This window comes from Qipengyuania sp. ABI-127-1 (assembly GCA_022953095.1).
Lineage (GTDB): Bacteria > Pseudomonadota > Alphaproteobacteria > Sphingomonadales > Sphingomonadaceae > Qipengyuania.
Map to the genome: position 1 here is coordinate 1,025,488 of JALJCR010000001.1, position 21,217 is coordinate 1,046,704.

At 62.8% G+C, this 21,217-nt stretch carries 24 protein-coding genes and 2 tRNA genes; 13 read left to right on the plus strand and 13 right to left on the minus strand.

The window, feature by feature from the left end:
- Positions 1-8: 8 nt before the first annotated feature.
- Entirely contained in the window at positions 9-389 is a 381-nt protein-coding gene (gene hspQ, locus MUY37_RS05000) for a heat shock protein HspQ (protein ID WP_115417364.1), read from the minus strand.
- A 161-nt stretch (positions 390-550) separates the two neighbouring features.
- Between hspQ and MUY37_RS05005 the strand changes: the two genes are divergently transcribed.
- Positions 551-640, plus strand: a tRNA-Ser gene (locus tag MUY37_RS05005).
- Positions 641-813: 173 nt separating this feature from the next.
- Here MUY37_RS05005 and queF read toward each other — a convergent pair.
- The gene (gene queF, locus MUY37_RS05010) at positions 814-1,272 is read right to left on the minus strand and encodes a preQ(1) synthase (protein WP_499194286.1); all 459 of its coding nucleotides are present in this window, start codon (positions 1,270-1,272) and stop codon (positions 814-816) included.
- A gap of 120 nt (positions 1,273-1,392) precedes the next feature.
- Here queF and MUY37_RS05015 point away from each other — a divergent pair, with 120 nt between their 5' ends.
- The 9 genes from MUY37_RS05015 to MUY37_RS05055 all read left to right on the plus strand — a co-directional run bounded on the left by MUY37_RS05015 (position 1,393) and on the right by MUY37_RS05055 (position 9,601).
- Entirely contained in the window at positions 1,393-2,493 is a 1,101-nt protein-coding gene (locus MUY37_RS05015) for a hypothetical protein (RefSeq protein WP_499194287.1), read from the plus strand.
- 37 nt (positions 2,494-2,530) lie between these two features.
- The gene (locus MUY37_RS05020) at positions 2,531-3,364 is read left to right on the plus strand and encodes a sulfurtransferase (RefSeq protein ID WP_499194288.1); all 834 of its coding nucleotides are present in this window, start codon (positions 2,531-2,533) and stop codon (positions 3,362-3,364) included.
- A 2-nt stretch (positions 3,365-3,366) separates the two neighbouring features.
- Positions 3,367-4,578, plus strand: coding sequence for a cystathionine beta-lyase (gene metC / locus MUY37_RS05025; protein WP_499194289.1), 1,212 nt, complete (start codon positions 3,367-3,369; stop codon positions 4,576-4,578).
- A gap of 2 nt (positions 4,579-4,580) precedes the next feature.
- Positions 4,581-5,648, plus strand: a complete 1,068-nt coding sequence (locus MUY37_RS05030) for a mechanosensitive ion channel family protein (protein ID WP_499194290.1) — start codon at positions 4,581-4,583, stop codon at positions 5,646-5,648.
- 97 nt (positions 5,649-5,745) lie between these two features.
- Complete coding sequence (gene cobA / locus MUY37_RS05035; protein WP_499194291.1) at positions 5,746-6,504, plus strand: uroporphyrinogen-III C-methyltransferase; 759 nt, start codon at positions 5,746-5,748, stop codon at positions 6,502-6,504.
- A complete protein-coding gene (locus tag MUY37_RS05040; protein WP_499194292.1) occupies positions 6,501-6,797 on the plus strand; it encodes a DUF2849 domain-containing protein in 297 nt (98 codons plus the stop codon). Before cobA ends, MUY37_RS05040 begins: the two co-directional genes overlap by 4 nt.
- Positions 6,797-8,431, plus strand: a complete 1,635-nt coding sequence (locus tag MUY37_RS05045) for a nitrite/sulfite reductase (RefSeq protein WP_499194293.1) — start codon at positions 6,797-6,799, stop codon at positions 8,429-8,431. Before MUY37_RS05040 ends, MUY37_RS05045 begins: the two co-directional genes overlap by 1 nt.
- Positions 8,424-8,849, plus strand: a complete 426-nt coding sequence (locus tag MUY37_RS05050) for a DUF934 domain-containing protein (protein WP_499194294.1) — start codon at positions 8,424-8,426, stop codon at positions 8,847-8,849. Before MUY37_RS05045 ends, MUY37_RS05050 begins: the two co-directional genes overlap by 8 nt.
- A complete protein-coding gene (locus MUY37_RS05055) occupies positions 8,846-9,601 on the plus strand; it encodes a phosphoadenylyl-sulfate reductase (RefSeq protein WP_499194295.1) in 756 nt (251 codons plus the stop codon). Before MUY37_RS05050 ends, MUY37_RS05055 begins: the two co-directional genes overlap by 4 nt.
- A 19-nt stretch (positions 9,602-9,620) precedes the next feature.
- Here the strand turns inward: MUY37_RS05055 and MUY37_RS05060 are convergent.
- From MUY37_RS05060 to MUY37_RS05080, 5 genes are all read right to left on the minus strand, one after another.
- Positions 9,621-9,696 (minus strand) — tRNA-Thr (locus MUY37_RS05060).
- A gap of 48 nt (positions 9,697-9,744) precedes the next feature.
- On the minus strand, positions 9,745-10,656 hold the full coding sequence (locus MUY37_RS05065; RefSeq protein ID WP_499194296.1) for an NAD-dependent epimerase/dehydratase family protein: 912 nt from the start codon (positions 10,654-10,656) through the stop codon (positions 9,745-9,747).
- The gene (gene proB / locus MUY37_RS05070; RefSeq protein ID WP_499194297.1) at positions 10,653-11,780 is read right to left on the minus strand and encodes a glutamate 5-kinase; all 1,128 of its coding nucleotides are present in this window, start codon (positions 11,778-11,780) and stop codon (positions 10,653-10,655) included. Before proB ends, MUY37_RS05065 begins: the two co-directional genes overlap by 4 nt.
- A 124-nt stretch (positions 11,781-11,904) precedes the next feature.
- Positions 11,905-12,960, minus strand: a complete 1,056-nt coding sequence (obgE, locus tag MUY37_RS05075) for a GTPase ObgE (RefSeq protein ID WP_499194298.1) — start codon at positions 12,958-12,960, stop codon at positions 11,905-11,907.
- 58 nt (positions 12,961-13,018) lie between these two features.
- Entirely contained in the window at positions 13,019-14,287 is a 1,269-nt protein-coding gene (locus tag MUY37_RS05080) for an acetyl-CoA C-acetyltransferase (protein WP_499194299.1), read from the minus strand.
- Positions 14,288-14,403: 116 nt separating this feature from the next.
- Between MUY37_RS05080 and MUY37_RS05085 the strand changes: the two genes are divergently transcribed.
- From MUY37_RS05085 to MUY37_RS05095, 3 genes are read left to right on the plus strand one after another with little or no spacing between them, the layout of a single operon-like run.
- On the plus strand, positions 14,404-15,165 hold the full coding sequence (locus MUY37_RS05085; RefSeq protein ID WP_499194300.1) for a crotonase/enoyl-CoA hydratase family protein: 762 nt from the start codon (positions 14,404-14,406) through the stop codon (positions 15,163-15,165).
- Positions 15,166-15,209: 44 nt separating this feature from the next.
- Positions 15,210-16,373: an acyl-CoA dehydrogenase family protein gene (locus MUY37_RS05090; protein WP_499194301.1), complete on the plus strand. Its 1,164-nt coding sequence runs from the start codon at positions 15,210-15,212 to the stop codon at positions 16,371-16,373.
- Positions 16,373-16,903, plus strand: coding sequence for a GNAT family N-acetyltransferase (locus MUY37_RS05095; protein ID WP_499195115.1), 531 nt, complete (start codon positions 16,373-16,375; stop codon positions 16,901-16,903). Before MUY37_RS05090 ends, MUY37_RS05095 begins: the two co-directional genes overlap by 1 nt.
- Positions 16,904-16,928: 25 nt before the next feature.
- Here MUY37_RS05095 and MUY37_RS05100 read toward each other — a convergent pair whose 3' ends face one another.
- The 6 genes from MUY37_RS05100 to MUY37_RS05125 form a co-directional block, all read right to left on the minus strand.
- Entirely contained in the window at positions 16,929-17,939 is a 1,011-nt protein-coding gene (locus MUY37_RS05100) for a fumarylacetoacetate hydrolase family protein (RefSeq protein WP_499194302.1), read from the minus strand.
- Positions 17,940-17,944: 5 nt separating this feature from the next.
- Positions 17,945-18,586, minus strand: coding sequence for a maleylacetoacetate isomerase (gene maiA / locus MUY37_RS05105; protein WP_499195116.1), 642 nt, complete (start codon positions 18,584-18,586; stop codon positions 17,945-17,947).
- Positions 18,586-19,761: an acyl-CoA dehydrogenase gene (locus tag MUY37_RS05110; RefSeq protein WP_499195117.1), complete on the minus strand. Its 1,176-nt coding sequence runs from the start codon at positions 19,759-19,761 to the stop codon at positions 18,586-18,588. Before MUY37_RS05110 ends, maiA begins: the two co-directional genes overlap by 1 nt.
- A gap of 83 nt (positions 19,762-19,844) precedes the next feature.
- Positions 19,845-20,231, minus strand: coding sequence for a four-helix bundle copper-binding protein (locus MUY37_RS05115; protein WP_499194303.1), 387 nt, complete (start codon positions 20,229-20,231; stop codon positions 19,845-19,847).
- A 79-nt stretch (positions 20,232-20,310) separates the two neighbouring features.
- Complete coding sequence (locus MUY37_RS05120) at positions 20,311-20,673, minus strand: response regulator (RefSeq protein ID WP_499194304.1); 363 nt, start codon at positions 20,671-20,673, stop codon at positions 20,311-20,313.
- A 64-nt stretch (positions 20,674-20,737) separates the two neighbouring features.
- Positions 20,738-21,214 carry a helix-hairpin-helix domain-containing protein gene (locus MUY37_RS05125; protein ID WP_499194305.1) on the minus strand — a complete coding sequence of 159 codons (477 nt, stop codon included), beginning with the start codon at positions 21,212-21,214 and terminating at the stop codon, positions 20,738-20,740.
- Positions 21,215-21,217: the final 3 nt, after the last annotated feature.

The window sequence follows — 21,217 nt, forward strand, 5'->3', positions numbered from 1 at the left end:
TTGCGCGATCAGTGGGTCATACTCCGCCGCATGCGGTAGCGGCCGTTTTCGAACTGTTCGAAATACTGGTGCACGTCCGGATGCGAAACGGGTCCCGAGACCGAGTCCGTCACGAGGTTCTGCTGGCTGACATAGGCAACGTAATCGCTTTCGTCGCTCTCCGCGAGCAGGTGATAGAAAGGCTGGTTGCGATCGGGCCGGATATCCTCCGGGATCGCCTCGTACCATTCGTCGCTATTGGCGAAGACCGGGTCGATATCGAAGATTACGCCGCGGAAATCGAATACGCGGTGTTTCACCACATCGCCAATGGCGAAGCGGCTTTTGACACGGCGCGGGGCAACGATGGTGCGACCGGCCTGAGCGGAAAAATATTGAGCGCGATCCATGAGAGGCAGGGATATGGGGTTCTTGCCGGTGCTTACAATGGGTTCGCGCAATCGATCCCCCGAATTCTGTAGAAAAGGGGCTTGGCAAGGCGGGGGCGCTCAGCTAATCGGCCCGCTCGCTTCGACCGGGGCCAAGTGCCCGCAAGCGCACCCGACAATGCGGAGAGGTGGCAGAGAGGTCGAATGCGCCGCACTCGAAATGCGGTATACGGGCAACCGTATCGTGGGTTCGAATCCCACCCTCTCCGCCATTGGATCGCAGCCCAGCCTATCGCTAAACGCGGACCTCGACGAGAGCGGCGGTTGCTTTCATCGCAGCGCCGTATCGCGCGCGCACACGACAGACAGCATGGATGATTTCACGAGACCGTGGTGGCGACGGCACCGCCTTGAGGCGTGGTTGGCGCGCCACAGTGGCTATTCGTCAGCCGCGCCCGCGATAGGATGAGACACCCTGATCCGGTAGCCACAGGCCGTCCGGAGGGGAGCCGCTTTGCCAGAAGACATCGATCGGGATCCCGCCACGCGGGTACCAATAGCCGCCGATGCGCAGCCAACGCGGCTGCATTTCGTCGAACAGGCGCTGGCCGATCCCGACCGTCACATCCTCGTGGAACCCGCAATGGTTGCGGAACGAGCCGAGAAACAGCTTGAGGCTCTTCGATTCCACGATCGTTTCGCCCGGCGCATAGTCGATCACCAGATGCGCGAAATCGGGCTGACCTGTCACCGGACAGAGCGAGGTGAACTCGGGCACGGCAAAGCGGACCATGTAGAGCTGGCCCGTGCGTGGATTGGGTACGTAATCGAGTTCCGCTTCGTCGGGCGAGGCGGGCAGCGCGGTATTGGCGCCGAGGAATTTGGGGGCAGGTGTGTCGCTCATGTCGCGCTCCTGCCGCGAACCGCCGCGCAGCGCAAGCCGGGGCTTGGAAGCCTGCCCTTCAGTACCTATTCAGCGCGGCTCTGCACTTTTGCGGCCCCTGATCCCACGAAACGACCTGCAATGGCCTTTCCCTTCCGTACCCTTCTTATCGCCGTGGCAGTGGTGCTGCCGGCTGCGGCACACGCGCAGTCGACCAACGAATTCTCGCTCGAACCGGCGCCCACACCTACCGCGACGCCGCAGGCGCAAGGCCCCGCCGATACGCGCAGCGGCGTGCAAATCGGGCCGCGGGTGGTCAACACGCCGACACCTGCGCCCTCGCCGACGCCGAGACCTACGCCCGAAGCTCCTCCGGTCGATGCCGCCGCGACGCGGGAGGTTCCAACCGCGCTGCCAGTGCCGCGCAATACCCCGCTACCCACGATCACACCGCGCGCGGTGGAAACCCGCGATGTGTCACCTCTTCCGGACCGCCCGGATGCGGCACCGGCAGCTCGCGAAGGAGCGGCTGCGACTCCGCTTGCGCGTCCCAGCGCGACACCGTCGACCGCGCCGGAACCCTTGCCGGAAGCCGAGGACACACACGCCGAAGAGAGATTGCCGTGGCGGCTGATTGCAGCGGCGGCGGCCTTGCTAGCGCTCCTTGGGGCCGGTTTCCTGTTCCACAAGCGCCGCAACGGAACAGTGGTGCACGATATCGAACGTCCGGTCGTTGCCCGCGCCAAGCCGACCGCCGCTGTTCCTCTGGCAGATGCGGTGCAGCTCCAGGTCGAAAGCGAAAAGCTGATTCGCAGCGCTGCCTTCGCCACGCTCAGATATCGCCTGACGCTGAGGAATCGAACCGATGCCCAACTGACCGATATCGCAGTCGGGATCGATCTGGTTTCGGCCCATGCCAATGCGGCGATGGAAGAGCAGGTCGCGATCGAGAGCACTGCGCTCGAGAAACGGCACGAGATTGCCCGTATCGCGCCTCGTCAGTTCGTCACGCTCGACGGCCAGGTACAGCTCCCGCTCGCCCAGGCGCATGTCATCCGGCAGGGTCGGCTTCCCCTGCTGGTGCCGCTGATGCGTGTGCGGGTGGACGGGTCGGGCGAGGGTGCCTTGCTGAAAACTTTCGTGGTCGGGCTCGGCTCGCCCGGTGGGGGGCGCCTGCAACCCATCCGGCTGGACGAAGGGCCGCGTACATACGGGCAAATTTCCCAGCGCGAGCTTGCCTAGCTCGACTTAGTCCCTTCCGGCGGCTAACCGGATGGTGATGGACAGTCTTGTTTCGACTCAATGGCTCGCTGACAATCTCGATACCGAAGATCTCGTCGTGGTGGATGCAACGATGCATTTGCCCGACAGTCCACGTAAGAGTTCGGTCGAATTCGTCGAAGGGCATGTGCCGGGCGCGCGTTTTCTCGATCTGGTGAGTTTTGTCGATACGGCCTCTTCAGTGCCCAAGGCCCTGCCGGACGCGCGGCAGTTCGCCGACCGGCTGAGCCAGATGGGAATAGAGCCCAGCAGCCGCGTGGTCCTGTATGATGACAGCCAGATCAGGACCGCCGCGCGAGCTTGGTTCATCTTGCGACTTTACGGCTTCGACCAGGTTGCGATTCTCGATGGTGGACTCGGAAAATGGAAAAGCGAAGGGCGCCCGCTCGAACAAGGCGCGGCATCGTCCGCGCAAAGCACTTATCCGGCGCCCCATGCGCTGCGTGCGGTTCGCTCCAAGACGGACATGCTCGCCAATTGCCGCTCGCGCGCCGAGCAGGTCGTGGATGCTCGCGATACCGCGCGTTTCGCGGGTGAGGATGGCAGCGGCTCAGAGGGTCATATTCCGGGGGCAGCGAACGTGCATTATCCCGCGCTTTTGGCTGCCGACGGAACCTATCGTTCCGCCGAGGAAATCCGATCGATCTTCGCTGCTGCGGGTATCGATCTCGACAGGCCGGTCGTCACCTCCTGCAATAGCGGGATGACCGCCTGCGTTCTTGCTTTCGGTCTGCATCTCGCGGGCAAGGACGACGTTTCCGTCTATGACGGTAGCTGGCTGGAATGGAGCGACGACCCAGATCTGCCCAAGGAAAAGGGGGCGGCGCGCTGATAATGGCGGATGAGGACGACAGCAGGTATCGCCCCGCGACACGCCTTGTCACAGGGGGGCGGTCGGGCAGCTTTTCCCGGGATGTGGTCAATCCGCCGATCTGGCGCGCAAGCACGCATCTTTACGCCGATTGCGCGGACCTCAGGGCTCGCAAGAGCAGCAATCAGGATGGTTCGTTCTTCTATGGCCGCCGCGGTGCGCCAACGCAGTGGGCCTTGTGCGAAGCGCTGACGGCGCTGGAGCCCGGAGCTGCGGGAACGGTGCTCTACCCCAGCGGTCTGGCTGCCCTCGCGGGGGCCCTCCTCGCGGTCCTGCGCAGTGGTGACGTTCTGCTGGTGGCCGATAATGCCTATGATCCCACGCGCAGTACCGCGATGGGGTTGCTCAAGACCTTCGGCGTCGAGCACCGCTTCTTCGACCCGCTCGATCTCGAAGCATATGAAGCGGCGTTCTGCGAACGGACCCGTGCGGTGATGCTGGAAGTGCCGGGCAGTCTGACGATGGAGGTCTGCGATATTCCCGCGCTGGCCCGTATCGCACGGGCCAAGGGGGCGGTGAGCCTGGTCGACAACACCTGGGCTACCGCGCTTGGTTTTGCCGCCCTTGGCCACGGTTGCGATATCGCAATTACCGCGCTGACCAAGCATGTGGGTGGGCATTCCGACGTGATGATGGGGGCGGCGAGTGCGGGTGAGCGCTGGTATCGCCGCTTGCGGCTCGGTGCGCAGCAGCTAGGCTTTGTCGTCTCGCCCGACGATGCGGCCTTGGTCCTGCGCGGATTGCGCACGATGGGCGTCAGGCTGGAGCGGCAAAGTGCCAGCGCGCTCGCCATTGCCGAATGGCTTGCGAGCCGGAAAGAGGTCGCGCATGTCCTTTCTCCGATGCTGTCCGGCACGCCGGGCCATGCCCTGTGGCAGCGCGATTTCACCGGAGGCTGCGGCCTGTTCAGTTTTGTCTTGAAAGGGCGCGACGATGCGGCGCGCTGCCGCCTTGTCGATCGGCTGGAGCTGTTCGGCATCGGCTATAGCTGGGGCGGGTTCGAAAGCTTGGCATTGCCGTTCGATGTCGAACCGGTGCGCAGCAAGATGCCGTGGCCGAAGCCGGGCTGGGGGGTTGAGGATCGTCATGCCATCCGTGTATCCATCGGGCTGGAAGATACCCATGATCTTATCGCCGATCTGGCCAATGGCTTTGCGGCACTGAACGAAGGATAGACGTGCAGGGCGAAACCCCACCGAGCGAGGACACCGCGGCGGAATTTGTTCCGGTCGAACAGGCGTGGAGCCTTGCCGAGCCGGCTCAGGAAGAAAGCGCGGTGGCCGCCGCCGAAGGCGCGAAAGAAGCGCTCAGTTCCAAAAGCGAAACGGTCGGTTCGGTCATCGATACGCTCGATGCGGTAGCCCTATCCTTCGGTACGTTCCGTATCTCGCTGTTCGACGTGCTGATCGTAAGCGCCGTTATCGCCGGTGTCCTTGTGTTTGCCTGGTTCGTCAGCAAGATGGCGCGCCGGATCGTGCGGCGGATGACCCGGCTGGACGAAACGCAGCAATTGCTGGTCGAAAAAATCGCCACGATCATCGTCTGGGCGGCAGCGTTCTTCCTCGGCATCGACCTGCTCGGGATAGACCTGACCGCGCTTGCAGTCTTTTCCGGGGCCTTCGGTCTTGCGATCGGTTTCGGCTTGCAGAAAACTTTCGGCAACCTGATCGCAGGGATCATTTTGCTGATGGATCGATCGATCAAGCCGGGTGACGTGATCGCCGTTACCGACATGGCGGGCAACGAAAGCTTCGGCCAAATCCGCAAGATCGGGATTCGCGCCGTATCGGTCACTACGCGCGACCAGAGAGAGTATCTGATCCCCAACGAAAACTTGATGATAAACCAGGTTGAAAACTGGTCCTATTCGTCGAAAAACGTGCGGATGCAGGTCCCCGTCGGCGTAAGCTACGATGCCGACATGAAGCTGGCCGAAGAGCTGATGCTCGAGGCGGCAAAGAGCTATGAGCGCGTACTCAAGGCGCCTCCGCCGACTGTGTGGATGACCGAATATGGCGACAGTTCGGTCAATTTTACGATTCACTGCTGGATCACCGATCCCGAAGATGGGGTGGGCAATGTACGCAGCGCCGTGCTGAAGAAGCTGTGGTGGCTGTTCAAGGAGCACGGAATAGAAATCCCCTTCCCGCAGCGCGATCTGCATATCCGGTCCAGCGATCAGTTCGACCGCCTGATCGAGATCATGGGGCAGCGCAGCGACACTCCCGAAGTTACGAAAGAATAGATTGCTGCGCGCACAGCGTCTGTTTCAAAATCTGGCCTTCCTTGTGGCACACGCATTCTGATTGGCGCCGGGCCGGGATACGCCGCATCTTGCGGGCATGGCAAAATCCGGAACCATTTATCTCGTTGGCGCGGGGCCGGGCGATCCCGACCTGCTGACGATCCGTGCTGCAAGGCTGATCGAGCGGGCACGTGTAATCGTCCATGACGGTCTCGTCGATCCCGCGATTCTGAATCTCGCCCGCGCGGATGCCGAACTGATTTCAGTGGCGAAGCGTCGGTCGCACCATACCCTCCCGCAGGAGGAGATCAGCGATTTGCTGGTGCGGATCGCGCGGTCGGGCGGGGATGTCGTCCGTTTGAAGGGCGGTGATCCATTCATTTTCGGGCGCGGCGGCGAGGAAGCCGAAGTCGCCCGTGCCGCTGGCGTTGCGGTCGAAGTCGTCCCCGGCATCAGCGCCGCCAATGGGGCGGCGGCGGCGGCGCAGATCGCGCTGACCCACCGTGATGCATCGAGCATCGTCAGCTTCGTGGCCGGCCAGTGCAAGGGCTTGAAGGACCAGGATTGGGCCGGGCTTGCCGGTAAGGGTCGCACGCTGGTGATCTATATGGGCGTGAAGACCGCCCCGCAGATTGCCGACAAGCTGATGGAAGACGGCCTGGCCCCCGATATGCCTGTGGCGGTGATCGAGAACGGCACCCGGCCCGAAATGCGGGTTCTGCGCGGGCTGCTGGCCGGTCTGCCCAACCTCGTCGAGCGTGAAGAGGTCGTCAGCCCGGCACTGATCGTGATCGGCGAAGTCACCGCACGCGACGATGCAACACTGGCCATGACCGCTCGGGAGGCCGCGCGATGAGGCTGCTGACCGGAAACGATCTCAAGACTGGCGCCGTCACATGGTGGACCGGCAGCGACTGGTCGATCCATATCGAGGACGCGGTCGATGTGACGGGGAGCGAAGACGAAATCGCCCGGAGCGAGGAGGCCGCGCGGCGGGTAAACGTGCCCTATGCGGTCGATGCCGAACTGCATGAGGGCAACCCCCGGCCTTCGCACATCAAGGAGCGCGTTCGCGCGCTCGGCCCCACCGTCCGCCCCGACCTGACCCTCAAGCCCGCCGATCCCGAAATCGGCAATTGGGTGATCTGATGTACGCATACGACCAATACGACCAGGCGATGGTCGACGCCCGCGTGGAAGAATTCCGTGATCAGGCGCGTCGCCGTCTCGAAGGGAAGCTGACCGAAGACCAGTTCAAGCCATTGCGGCTGATGAACGGCCTCTACCTGCAACTCCACGCCTATATGCTGCGTGTCGCCATCCCCTATGGCACGCTCGACAGCCGCCAGATGCATGCCCTGGCCGACATCGCCGATAAATACGATCGCGGTTACGGCCACTTCACGACGCGGCAGAATATCCAGTACAACTGGATCAAGCTGGAGGATGCGGCGGATATCCTGGCTGATCTGGCCAAGGTCGAGATGCATGCCATCCAGACCAGCGGCAACTGCATCCGCAATATCAGTTCGGACCATTTCGCCGGCGCTGCGGCCGACGAGATCGTCGATCCGCGACCCTATGCCGAACTGCTGCGCCAATGGTCCAGCTTCCACCCAGAATTCAGTTACCTGCCGCGCAAGTTCAAGATCGCTGTCATCGCCAGCGAGACCGATCGGGCAGCCATGCGGTTGCACGATATCGGCATCAACATCGTGAAAAACGATGCGGGCGAGCTGGGTGCGGCATTCTATGTCGGCGGCGGCATGGGCCGCACGCCGATGATCGCGCCCTGCATCAATCCCTTCGTGCCGCTCGACCAGCTCGTGACCTATGCCGAGGCGTGTCTGCGGGTCTACAACCGCTACGGTCGCCGCGACAACAAGTACAAGGCGCGGATCAAGATCCTCGTCCACGAACTGGGCGCGGAGGAATATACAAGGCAGGTGGAACAGGAGTTCGAACACCTTCTTGATCAGGGTGTGGAACCGCCGCTTGCCGAACTTGATCGGATCAGGACCTTCTTCGATGACCCGCTGTTCGACACTCGCGCTGCGTACGAAATCGATCGCAGCGATCCCGACTTCGCCCTGTGGGTCGATCGCAACACGGTTCCGCACAAGGCCGATGGCTATGTTTCGGCTGTGATCAGCTTGAAGCCAGTCGGCGGCATTCCCGGCGATGCCACCGCCGAACAGATGCGGCTGATGGCCGATCTGGCCAAGGATTACAGCTTCGACGAGCTGCGCGTCATGCACACGCAGAACATCGTCCTGCCGCATGTCCGCAAGGCCGACCTCCACGCGCTGTGGACCGCGCTAGAAGAGGCGGGTCTGGGCAGCCCCAATCTCGACACCGTCGAGGACATTATCGCCTGCCCCGGCCTCGACTATTGCAGCCTCGCCAATGCCCGCTCGATCCCGATCGCGCAGCGCATTTCAGAGCGTTTCGCCAAGACCGGCAAGACCGGTACTCTGGGCCAGCTGAAGCTCAAGATTTCGGGCTGCATCAATGCCTGCGGGCATCACCATGCTGGCCATATCGGTATCCTCGGCGTCGACCGGAAAGGCGTCGAGAATTATCAGCTCCTGCTTGGCGGGAGCGAGGCCGAGGATGTCAGCCTAGCCAAAATCACCGGCCCGGGTTTCGACGAACATGGCATCGTCGATGCGGTCGAAACCGTGACCACCGTCTACGAGAACGAGCGCCAGGACGGCGAACGTTTCGTGGACACTTACCGCCGCATCGGCATGAACCCCTTCAAGGAGGCGCTCTATGGCTGATACCCTGCGCTATCGCGACGATGAGCCCGTCGATCACCCGGCGGTTACCGTCGATTCCTTTCTGGACCAGTCGAATGCCACTGCCGTGAGGATCGAACCGGGCGACGATGCGCGCGCTCTGGTGCCGCATCTCGAAAGGCTGGCTCTCATCGAAGTGAACTTTCCCGCCTTCGGTGACGGGCGCGGATATTCCTCCGCCCGCATTCTGCGCGAAGCCGGATACGAGGGTGAGCTTCGCGCTGTCGGCGATGTTCTGGTCGACCAATTGGCCTATATGCGCCGGTGCGGTTTCGACGCCTTCGAACCGGACAAGCAATTCGATATGGACGATGTGGCAGCCGCGCTCGAAAGATGGCCCGGAGTTTACCAGCAGGCAGCGGACGATCGCACGCCGATCTGGTCCAAACGGCACGCATGAACGCAGTGCGCGCTATCGACCGCATCGATACCGGCCCCCGCTTCACCGAGCAGGATGCCATCCGCCTCAACCGGATGTTTCGCGGCACGGAGACGGAGGAATGGCTGCGCGCAGTGATCGAGGGCAGTCTGGTCGGCGATACGGCGGTGGTGTCGAGCTTCGGCGCGGAGAGCGCGGTGTTGCTGCATCTGATTGCGCAGGTCGATCCCACGGTGCCGGTGCTTTTCCTGGAGACGGGCAAGCATTTCCCCGAAACACTCGCCTATCGCGATGAGTTGACCGATCGTCTGGGCCTCAACCGGGTCGATCTATACCCCGAGATCGCGGATCTCGAGGCGCGCGACGAAAGCGGGCTGAGGTGGTCCTACGATCCCGATGGGTGCTGCGAATTGCGCAAGGTCAAGCCGTTGGAGACGGCTCTGGCGGGCTTCGATGCGAGCTTCACGGGGCGCAAAGCGTTCCAATCCGCCACCAGGGCCAACCTACCGCGCTTCGAAGTCGATTCGTCCGATGCGCAGGGTCGCCTGAAGATCAATCCGCTGATCGATTGGTCTTCAGAGGATATCGCTGCCTATTTCGAACGCCACGATCTGCCGCGCCATCCATTGGTCGAACGCGGCTTCCCCAGCATCGGCTGTTCACCCTGCACGCGCCAGGTTTCCGCAGGCGAAGACCCCCGCGCGGGCCGCTGGTCCGGCTGGGACAAGGTCGAATGCGGGATCCACAAGCCCGGCGAGGAACCGTTCCTGTAGGAGCGTGATGCGGGGAAGGTGGTGCCGGCTAGAGGAGTCGAACCCCTGACCTGATGATTACAAATCAACTGCTCTACCAACTGAGCTAAGCCGGCGACCGGGAACAGCGCCTTTCGGGCAATCCGGCGCGAATGTCCAGACCCTCAAAGCCATCCTTTTTTGCGATACCAATCGGCGGTCGATCGCAGCCCCTCTTCCCCTTCGATCCGGGGCGACCAGACCGCTTCGGGCACCTTCTTGGAAGACCGCGCAACCCAGTTGGGATGCGTCATGTAACCCACCCGGTCGGCTGTGAGGCGTGCCTTGTCGCCGCGCAGCATCCGGTCGAGCTTCGCGGCACTTTCCAATACCGATTGGGGCAGGTGGGGGGCAAAGATCGGTCGCCCGACTGCCTTGCCGATCGCCTTGGCCATTTCCTTGTGCGACCAACCACCTTCGCGCCCGTCGTCGGGCTCGAACATGCGGCGGCGGACGAGGGCGGGGGAGGCATCGACAAGATCGAGCAGCAGCCGGGCAAGATCCTCGACATGGATGATCGAACTCGCTCCGCCTGGAGGCAAGGGGACAAAGCCGAATTTCGCGCTGCGGAACATCTCGAAATAATCGATATCGTGCGGGCCATAGACGCCGGGTGGGCGCACGATGGTCCAGTCGAGCCCGCTTGCCTCGACCAGCTTCTCCGCCTTTGCCTTGGATGCGCCATAGGCGGACAGGTCCGGCTCGCGTGCAGAAAGCGAGGAAACGAAAATGAAGCGCTTTGCCTGCGCCTGTTTCGCAGCCGCGATCAGCCGTGCGGTGCCGCCGACATTGGCCACTTCGAATTGGCCGGGGTCGGGGGTGTTGGTGAGGCCGGCAACATGAATGACGGCGTCGGCCTGGTGACACAGGCTTGCGAGCGCGGCAGGATTCGAGAGGTCGCCCTCGATCCAGTCGACGTGGGGGCGCGGGCCTTGCGTGCGGCGGGTGAGTGCGCGCAGGGGGTCCTCGCGCCGGACCGCCTCGTCGAGCACGGCCTTGCCGACGAAACCGGTGGCACCGGTCAATGCGATGGTCATGCGTGCACCATGTGGTCGCGGTGTATCACGGCGGCGCGCGGTGCATAGCCGAGCTTTGCGGACTGCTGATCTTCGCGCAGACCCAGGATCTCGCTGCATTCGGTCGAGGTATATTCGACCAGCCCCTGGCCGAGCCGCTCGCCCTTTGGGCCATGAATTGCGACGAGATCGCCACGACCGAACGTGCCTTCGACCCCGGTGATGCCCGCGGCAAGCACGCTCGCGCCGTTTTCGAGCGCGGTCATACACCCCAGGTCGACCGTTACCACGCCCGAGGGTGCGAGCCGCCCGCCGAGCCACGCCTTGCGTGCGCTGGCATCGGCTTGCGCGGGGAACAGGGTGCCGGTGCCGCTGTCGAGCGCGCGGGAAATGGGCGAAGGGTGGGTGCCGTTCACGATGGCGAGTGTGATGCCCGCCCGTTCGGCAATGCGCGCGGCTTGCAGTTTTGCGAGCATTCCGCCCGAACCGAGACCCGAGGATGACGCGCTACTTGCCATGGCGATGATTTCGGGTGTGACGCCTTCGACGCGCTCGACGAGTTTTGCACCGGATTCCCGTGGGTCGCGGTCGTACAATCCATCGACATCGGACAGCAGCACCACCGCGTCGGCGCCCGCAGCCTGAGCTACACGCGCAGCAAGCCGGTCGTTATCGCCAAAGCGAATTTCTTCGGTCGCGACGCTATCATTCTCGTTCACCACCGGGACCGTACCGGCCTCGAGCAGGCGGCCAAGGGTGGCAGAGGCATTGAGGTAGCGACGCCGGTCTTCCAGATCGCCCAGCGTCACCAGCATCTGCGCTGCAGTAATACCGTGGGTTCCAAGTGCATCGGACCACAGCCGGGCCAGTGCAACCTGACCGACCGATGCCGCGGCCTGGGCATCGGCGAGACTTCCGCGACCGCCCTTGGCAAGCCCCAGCTTGGCTGCACCCAGCGCGATTGCCCCGGAGGAGACTACGATTACCTCGGCATTCCGCGTCAAGTCTGCAATTTCCGTCGCCAGCGTCGCCAGCCAATCGGCGCGCGCCTTTTTGCCCTCCACCAGCAGCGCCGAGCCCACCTTGATTACGAGGCGGCGTGCTTGGCGCAGGTCGGGGAGGGAGTTCAAAACTTTCATTGTCATTCCCGCGGAAGCGCAACTGACCGGAGGTGAAAGCGGGAATCCCGCTTTTCTTCAAGCCTAGAACCGAAGATTTAGCGGGACCCGCGCCTTCGCGGGTGTGACGAAATGTTGAGCCCTTGAAAGATCAGATCGGCGACCAGTCGGGCGAGTCGCTCTCATCCTCGACTTCCTCGGCATGGGTTTCGGTCGAAGTGCGGTCGGGCAGATAGGCCAGCACACCGTCCAATAGATCGGAAATTCCCGTGCCCGTCGCGCCCGAGATGGGAAAGACCTTTTCCGCGCCTGCTGCCAGCAGTTCCTCGGCAAACGCATTGCCCAGTTCCTCGTCGGCGAGGTCGAGCTTGTTGAGCGCGACGATCTGCGGCTTGTCGGCGAGACCGCCGCCGTAAGCCTCGAGCTCGGCATTGACGGTTTTGTAGGCTTCGGCCGGATCGTCGCCCGAAATGTCGATCAGGTGGATCAGCACGCGGCACCGCTCGATATGACCGAGGAAACGGTCGCCGATGCCGGCGCCTTCCGCCGCACCTTCGATCAGGCCGGGAATGTCGGCGATGACGAATTCGCGCCCCTTATGCGTGACCACACCCAGCTTGGGGACCAGCGTGGTGAAGGCATAATGCCCGACCTTCGCCTTAGCGTTCGACACCTGGTTGATAAACGTGCTCTTGCCTGCATTGGGCAGACCCAGAAGTCCGACATCAGCCAGCAGTTTGAGCCGCAGCCAAACCCACATTTCTTCACCCGGCTCGCCCGGCTGGTGCTGGCGGGGCGCGCGGTTGGTGCTGGTCTTGTAGCTGGCGTTGCCGCGACCGCCCATGCCGCCTTCGAGGAAGACGACCCGCTGCCCGACTTCGGTGAAATCGGCGAGCACCTCTTCTTTGTCCTCCGACAGGACCTGCGTGCCGACGGGCACTTCGATCACCAGATCGGGCGCGCCGGCGCCGGTGCGGTCCTTGCCTTGGCCGTGATTGCCGCGCTTGGCCTTGAAATGCTGGGCGTAACGGAAGTCGATCAGCGTGTTGAGGCCTTGCACGGCTTCGAACACGATATCGCCGCCCTTGCCGCCATTGCCGCCATCGGGGCCGCCATATTCGATATATTTTTCGCGCCGGAAACTGACGGCGCCGGGGCCGCCCGCGCCGGACTTCAGGTAGATTTTTGCTTGATCGAGGAAATGCATGGCGCGCCCTCTAGCCGCTTTCGGGCGGCGAGGCGAGGGCGCGCATGCTCAGGCGGTGTCAGTCGACGAAATCGGTCACGCGCTCGATGATGATCGCGGGGGCCATTCCGCCCGCTGCGCACATGGTGACGAGGCCATAGCGCTTATCCTGGCGTTCCAGCTCGTCAACCATCGTGCCGATCAGGATCGAGCCCGTGGCACCGATCGGGTGGCCCAGCGCGATCGAGCCGCCATTGACGTTCACCTTGTCCCAGTCGAGATCGAGATCGCGCACGAATTTGGCGGCGACCACCGCGAAAGCCTCATTGATCTCGTAAAGATCGATGTCATCCTTCGTCAGGCCTGCCTTCTCGAGGACCTTCCTGGCTGCCGGAACGGGCGCATTGAGCATCAGCGTGGGATCATCGCCCATGTTGGCGGTCGCAACGATGCGCGCGCGCGGCTTGAGGCCGTGCTTCTGCGCGTAATCCTTGCTGGCAACCAGCACGGCCGCCGCACCATCGACCACGCCCGAACTGTTGCCCGCGTGGTGGAAGTGCTTGATTTCGACGTCGGGATATTTGGCGTTGACCAGCCCGGCAAAGGTGGTGCCGTTCTTGTCGAGCGGCACGTTCGCGATCTTGGCAAAGGCCGGTTCGAGCTGACCCAGCGTTTCCATGGTCGTGCCGGGGCGCGGATATTCCTCCTTGTCGAGCACGACATTGCCATCGTCGTCCGTCACGGGCACGACCGACTTGTCGAAGCGCCCCTCCGCGATGGCCTTGGCGGCGCGCTGCTGGCTGCGGAAGCCGACTTCGTCCAGTTCCTCGCGCGTAAAGCCCTCGATCGTCGCGATGGCGTCGCCGCACACGCCCTGGTGGCTTTGCGGATGAGTGCGCATAAGGCGCTCGTTATAGCTGCCCATCATCGGCGGCTTGAGGCCGGCAGCCATCTTGTCCTTCGACATCTGCGCGGTGAGGCTCATCATCTCGGTGCCGCCCGCGACCACACAGTCTTCCATCCCGCTCATCACCTGCGCGGCAGCCAGCGCAACGCTGGTGATGCCGCCGCCGCAGAAACGGTCGAGCGTGGTGCCGGATGAGGTAATGTCGTAGCCCGCGTCGAGTGCAGCCATCCGCCCAAGATCGCCCGCCTGCATGCCGTCCTGCGTGCTGACCGACCAGATCACGTCGTCGACCGTCGCCGTATCGAGATCGTTGCGGTCCTTGATCGCCTTGAGGCAGGTCGCGGCAAGATGCTGAGGGTGCATGTGGGCAAGTGCGCCCTTGCCCTGCTTGCCAATCCCGCGCGGGGTACGGACAGCATCGATGATATAGGCTTCGGCCATGGTGTGAACTCCTCTCGACTTGTCGTTTTGTGCCGCAAATGCCGGTTGACGTTTGCGTAAACGTCGAGCAGCAAGGGCGCAAGACAAGTTTCGAATTGAAATGGGAGAGAGCAGCTATGTCCGAGGAAGTCCTCACCAGCGAAGAGGACGGCATTCTCGTCGTCACCATCAACCGGCCCGAAGCCAAGAACGCGATGACCAAGGCCGCCGCCGAGGGGATTGCCGCGGCGATGGACCGGCTCGACAGCGACGACAGCCTGCGTGTCGGCATTCTGACGGGCGCGGGCGGGACCTTCTGCTCCGGCATGGACCTGAAAGGCTTCCTGCGCGGCGAATCGCCGAGCATCGAAGGTCGCGGCTTTGGCGGTATCGTGCAGAAGCCGCCTGAAAAGCCGCTGATCGCAGCAGTCGAAGGCTATGCACTGGCTGGCGGTCTGGAATTGATGATCGCCTGCGATCTCGTGGTCGCCAATGCGGGCGCGAAATTCGGCATTCCGGAAGTGAAGCGTGGCCTCGTTGCCGCAGCGGGCGGCGTGATGATGCTGCCCGACCAGATCCCCGAGAGGATCGCGATGGAGCTGGCGCTGACCGGCGATTTCATCGACGCAGCCCGCGCCTATGAGCTCGGCCTGATTAACCGCGTGACCGAGGGCGACGCGCTATCGGGCGCGAAAGAACTCGCTGCCAGCATCGTTGCCAACGGTCCGCTTGCCGTGCGCGTCTCGAAGCAGGTCATCAAGCAATCGCGCGGCTGGCCGATGGAAGAGCGGTATACCCGCCAGACGCAGCTGATCGCGCCGGTCTTCATATCGGAAGACGCCCGCGAAGGCGCTGCCGCCTTCGCCGAAAAGCGTAAGCCCAACTGGAAGGGCAAGTAAGACCCTTCGGCACGCCATAAAGATATTGGAGAGGAACCCGAGAGATGCCCGTAATCGACGTACCCCAGCCTGAGTTCATGGAAGACGAGGAAATCGCGATCTTCGCCGACGCCGTGGGCAAGTTCTACCAACAACACGCCCCGGAAAAGCGGGTGGAGAAATGGCGCGAGGACGGCCAGGTAGAACGGGAATTCTGGAACGAGGCGGGGGCGGCAGGCCTACTCGGTGTGTCGGTGCCAGAGGAATATGGCGGCCATGGCGGCGACTTCCGTCATGACATGGTGGTCATCGATCAGCAGGCCAAGCATGGTGTCGATGGATTCGCCGCCAGCCTGCACAATACGATCATCCTCCCATATCTCGTGCGGCATGGCACCGAAGAGCAGAAGAAGAAGTACCTCCCCAAGCTCGTGACCGGCGAACTGGTCAGTGCCATTGCCATGACCGAGCCCGGCGTTGGGTCCGATCTGCAGTCGATCACCACCACCGCACTCAAGGATGGCAACGGTTACCGCATAAACGGGGCCAAAACCTATATCTCCAACGGCCAGACCGCGGATTTCATCGTGGTCGTTGCCAAGACCGATCCGAACGAGCGCGCCAAGGGCATCTCGCTCCTGCTGCTCGAGACCGAAGGGGCGGAAGGATTCGAGCGCGGCAAGAAGCTCGACAAGATCGGGCTCGATGCTGCGGACACGTCGGAGCTGTTCTTCGACAACGTCTTCGTCCCGGCCGAGAATATCCTTGGCGGGGTCGAAGGTAAGGGCTTCTACCAGCTGATGGGGGAGCTTGCGCAGGAACGGCTGGTCATCGCGATGGGCGCGGCGACGGGGATCGAGAAGGCGCTCGATGTCACGGTCGAATACGTCAAGAGCCGCAAGGCCTTCGGGCAGACGATCTGGGATTTCCAGAACACGCAGTTCGTGCTCGCGGACCTCAAGGCGCGCGGCACTGCGGCGCGCATTTTCGTCAATGACTGCATTGCCAAGCTGCTCAAGGGCGAGCTCGATGTCGCGACCGCCGCGATGGCCAAATACTGGGTCACCGAGCTCCAGAGCGAGGTGGTCGACAAGTGCCTCCAGCTTCACGGCGGCGCAGGCTACATCAATGAATATCCGATCGCCAAAATGTACCGTGACGCACGCATCACCCGCATCTTCGGCGGCTCGAACGAAGTCATGAAGATGCTCATCGCCCGCTCGATGTGATGAGCACCCAAATGGGTGGGCTTGGACCATGGCGGGCTATGGGCACCGGGGACATCGACCGGGTTCATGGCATATCCGAGGCAGTTCATCCCACCCTGCCGGAAAACCGCGCGGTCTTTGCCGACCGGCAGGCGCTCTATCCCGCCGGAGCCTTCGTGCTGGAGCGCGACGGCACGGTGGCGGGGTATTGTATCGGGCATCCCTGGCTCGAGGCGGAACCTCTGCCGCTCGATGCGCGGATCGAGCGGCTGCCCGTTCGTCCGGACACCTTCTACCTTCACGATCTGGCGCTCCTCCCCGGCGCGCGCGGCCTGGGGGCAGCCGGTATTATCGTGCCATATATAATCCGGCACGCATGCGAGACAGGTCTGGCCTCGGTCAGCCTGATCGCCGTAGGCGATTCCGCGCCGTTCTGGCGCCGGTTCGGCTTCCGCGATACGCAGGCGAGCGAAGGCAAGCTTGCCGGCTATGGCGCGGATGCCCGCTTTCTTACGCTGCGGTTCGACCCGGAAGCGCAGGGGCGGCACTAACGGCCACCACCTGCCTCCCCGAGTGTCAGGCGGCGACCACTTCCTGTTCGATCGCGCCGAAGATCGAATGCCCGTCGGCATCCTTCATTTCGACGCGGACGGTGTCGCCGGGTGCCATGAAGCGAGTCTTGGCTTCGCCATCGGCAATGGTTTCGATCATGCGGATCTCGGCGATGCAGCTATAGCCCAGACCGCCTTCACTAACGGGCTTGCCTGCGCCGCCATTCTCGTCCTGGTTGGACACCGTGCCCGAACCGATGATCGTGCCTGCGCCGAGGTTGCGGGTCTTCGCCGCATGGGCGACGAGATCGGCAAGGCTGAAGGTCGCATCGACCCCGGCATTGGCGCGGCCGAAGGGCTCGCCATTGTAATCGACCATCAGCGGCAGGTGGATGACACTGTCCCGCCAGGCATCGCCAAGCTCGTCGGGTGTGACGCATACGGGGCTGAAGGCGCTGGCGGGCTTGGACTGGAAGAAGCCGAAGCCCTTGGCCAGTTCGCCCGGAATCAGGCCGCGCAGCGACACATCGTTGACCAGCATGACCAGCTTGATGTGGCTCGCGGCCTCTTCGCTCGACACGCCCATGGGCACGTCGTCGGTGATGACCGCGATCTCGCCTTCCATGTCGCAGCCCCACTTGGTGTCTTTCAGCGGAATGTCGTCGCGCGGGGCGAGGAAGGTGTCACTGCCGCCCTGATACATTAGCGGGTCGTGATAGAAGCTCTCCGGCACCTCGGCGCCGCGTGCTTTGCGGACCAGCTCGACATGGTTGATATAGGCCGAGCCATCGGCCCACTGATAGGCACGGGGGAGCGGTGAATGCGCCTCGCGCTCGTGGAAACGCTCGCAGGGCACCGCCTGGTGTTCGACATCGGTATAGAGCGCCTCAAGCTTGGGCGCGATCTCGTCCCAATTGTCGAGCGCGGCCTGCAGCGTCGGCGCGATGTTGTCGGCGGCGCAATAGCGGGTGAGGTCCTTGGAGACGACGACGAGCTTGCCGTCGCGCGTGCCGTCTTTGAGTGTTGCGAGCTTCATGGGTGTCAGGTCCTCTCGGGATTGTCGGGTTGGTTATCCGGATGTGCGCGCTGGAATTCGGGCAATGCGAGGCAGGCGCTTTCGATCCGGGTGATATGCGGCTTGTCGCCGAAGTCGAAACCGAACCGCCGCGCGTTATAGACCTGCGGCAGCAGGCATACCTCGAAGAAGCCGGGCCTGTCGAACAGCAAATCGCCCGTGCCGAGCTGCGCCAGGCGCGCCTCGATCGGGTCGAGCGTGCGCGCGAGCCAGTGGCGATACCACACGCCGATTTCGTCCTGCGACTTGCCGTATTCGTTGGCCAGGTACTTGAGGACGGGCAGGTTCAGGGGCGCGTGCAATTCAGTCGCGATCGCGTAGGCGAGTTCACGCGCGACGTAGCGATCCTGAATGTCCGAAGGCAGTAGCGCGCGTTCGGCATAGGCTTCGTCGAGCCATTCGATTTGCGCCATCGACTGGACGTAGTTCTTGCCGTCGACTTCGAGCAGCGGGACCGTGCCGAAGGGATTGCGGTTGGTGAAATCCTTTCCCTTTTGTTCGGACTTGAGCAGGTTCACCGGGACGCATTCGTATTCCAGCCCCTTCAATTCCAGCGCGATGCGCAGGCGATAGCTGGTCGAGCTGCGATAATATCCATGGAGCCTGATCAAAACGCGGCGATCCCGGTGATCGCACGCCCCAGGATCAGTGCATGGACGTCGTGCGTGCCTTCATAAGTGTTGACCGTCTCCAGGTTCACCATGTGGCGGATCACCTGATATTCTTCCGAAATGCCATTGCCGCCGTGCATGTCGCGCGACTTGCGGGCGATATCCAATGCCTTGCCGACGTTGTTGCGCTTGACGATGGAGATCATCTCGGGGGCGAACTTGCCTTCATCCATCAGCCGGCCGACGCGCAAGGAGGATTGCAGGCCGAGCGAAATCTCGGTGATCATGTCGGCCAGCTTCAATTGGTAAAGCTGTTTCGACGCGAGCGGCACGCCGAACTGATGTCGGTCGAGGCCGTATTGCCGCGCGGCATACAGGCAGAATTCAGCGGCGCCCATCGCGCCCCAGCTAATGCCGTAACGCGCGCGGTTGAGGCAGCCGAACGGCCCTTTGAGACCCTGCACTTCGGGCAGCAGGGCATCTTCGCCGACTTCCACTTCGTCCATCACGATCATACCGGTGGTCGAGGCGCGCAAGGACAGCTTGCCTTCGATCTTGGGTGCCGACAGCCCCTTCATACCCTTTTCGAGCAGGAAGCCGCGAATGCCGCCGCCATGCGCATCGCTCTTCGCCCAGACCACGAAGACATCGGCAAAGGGCGCGTTCGAGATCCACGTCTTCGATCCGGAGATGACATAGCCGCCATCGACCTTCTTGGCAGTGGTCTTCATCCCGCCCGGATCGCTGCCCGCGTCGGGTTCGGTCAGGCCGAAACAGCCGATCAGTTGCCCACTGGCGAGGCCGGGGAGGTACTTCTTGCGCTGCTCTTCCGAACCATAGGCATGGATCGGATACATCACGAGGCTCGACTGCACGCTGGCCATCGAGCGATAGCCTGAGTCGACCCGTTCGATCTCGCGTGCAATCAGGCCGTAGGCGACATAGCCTGCGCCCGCGCCGCCATATTCCTCGGGCACGGTTGCGCCCAGCAGGCCAGCTTCGCCCATCATCGGGAACAGCTCGGGATCGTCGACTTCCTTGCTGAAATTTTCGATCACCCGCGGCTGCAACTCGCCCTGTGCAAAGGCGTGCGCGGCGTCGCGGATCATCCGCTCGTCCTCGGTCAGCTGATCATCGAGATTGAAGGGATCGTCCCAAGCGAAGGGCACCATACCGGCCATGTGGTCTCCTTTGTTACTATCCAGCCAGTGACAGGCTTGCGCGTCCTTCGCAAGAGGCTTGGACGCATCGTGAATCACGTCACCAGCGGCAAAGCCTTGCGGCAGTCCTCCGCGCATTCGCGACACATCTTCGCGCATAGCTGGCAGTGCGGATCGTCATGGCCTTCGCATTCTGCCGCACAAGTCTCGCAGGCCGTGATGCAGGTTTCGAGCTGGCTGCGCAGGACATCGATATTCTGCGCGGTGCGACGCACGGCCAGTCGCGCGGTGGCGGTGCAGACATCGGCGCAATCCAAGCAATTGCGGATGCATTGCGCCATGTCCATGTCTTCGGCCACGCAGGCATCGGCGCAGCTGGTGCAGAACAGCGAGCACAGCATGGCGTGCCGTGCGGCCAGGATCAATTCTTCGGTCTCGTCCTGTACCTGCGGGTGGGCAGCGACCATTTTCTGAAGTGACATAGAGCTTCCTTTCCTTGGGGTTCACCCAGGGAATGGATCGTGGCAATCCGATGTTCCGGCTGCGCCCCGGAAAGCGCGATCAACCGTGCGCGGCCGCCCGTTGGACCGATTCGATCACGGCTGCCGGAGGGCAGGGCTTGGACAGCGCCTGTGCCTGCGGGAAACGCTCGGCAACCTCGTCGGGAGTGAGCTGACCCGAATGGAAGATGACCGGGACGTCTTCGGCCATCATTTGTTCGGCCAGTGGATAGACGATACCATCGCCCAACTGCACATCGAGAATGGCGATATCGGGCTTGGCCTTTTGATAAGCGAGCATTGCCGAAGAAAGGTCGTCATACGGACCTTCTACCATATACCCGGCCTCGGCCACCGTGTCGCAAAGGTCGTATCCCACAATCAGCTCGTCTTCAGCAACGAGCACGCGCAAAGGCTGCCCCATCCTGGCTCTCCTCTTATGCCGACCCATCTAAGGGAAAACCGTAATCCGGGATCGGTTCCGCGAGTTATGACAATTTGCCGTAACGCTGGGCGAAACCGGCGTCGTCTCCTTGCGCGAGCAACTGCGCTTGGCCGACCCAGTCGTCTCGGCGAATGCGTCCCTGAAAGCGGCCGAGCTGGCTGTCGATCCGGTCGATCTCGGCTTCGTCCCAGGCAGCGATCTGCGCAAAGGTGGCGACGCCCAGATCGCGCAGGGTTGCTGCCAGCTTCGGCCCGAGGCCCTTGATTCGTGTCAGGTCATCGCCGCTTGCATCCGGCTGTATGGCGGCACCGACGGCGGGTTGCATCGGTGTCGCGGCCGGTGCGCTGTCGATCAGCGCCTTGTTGCGTTCTGCGGGAGCGGCGCCTTCGTCCAGCACATCGCGGCTCGTGCCTGTCACACGCGTCTTGCGCGAGGCGTTGAAGACATACCAGGCAATGGCCACGCCGAGAACCAGCGCGGCGACGATAAGCGGCCAATAGATCTGGAGCAGTTCGCTCATACG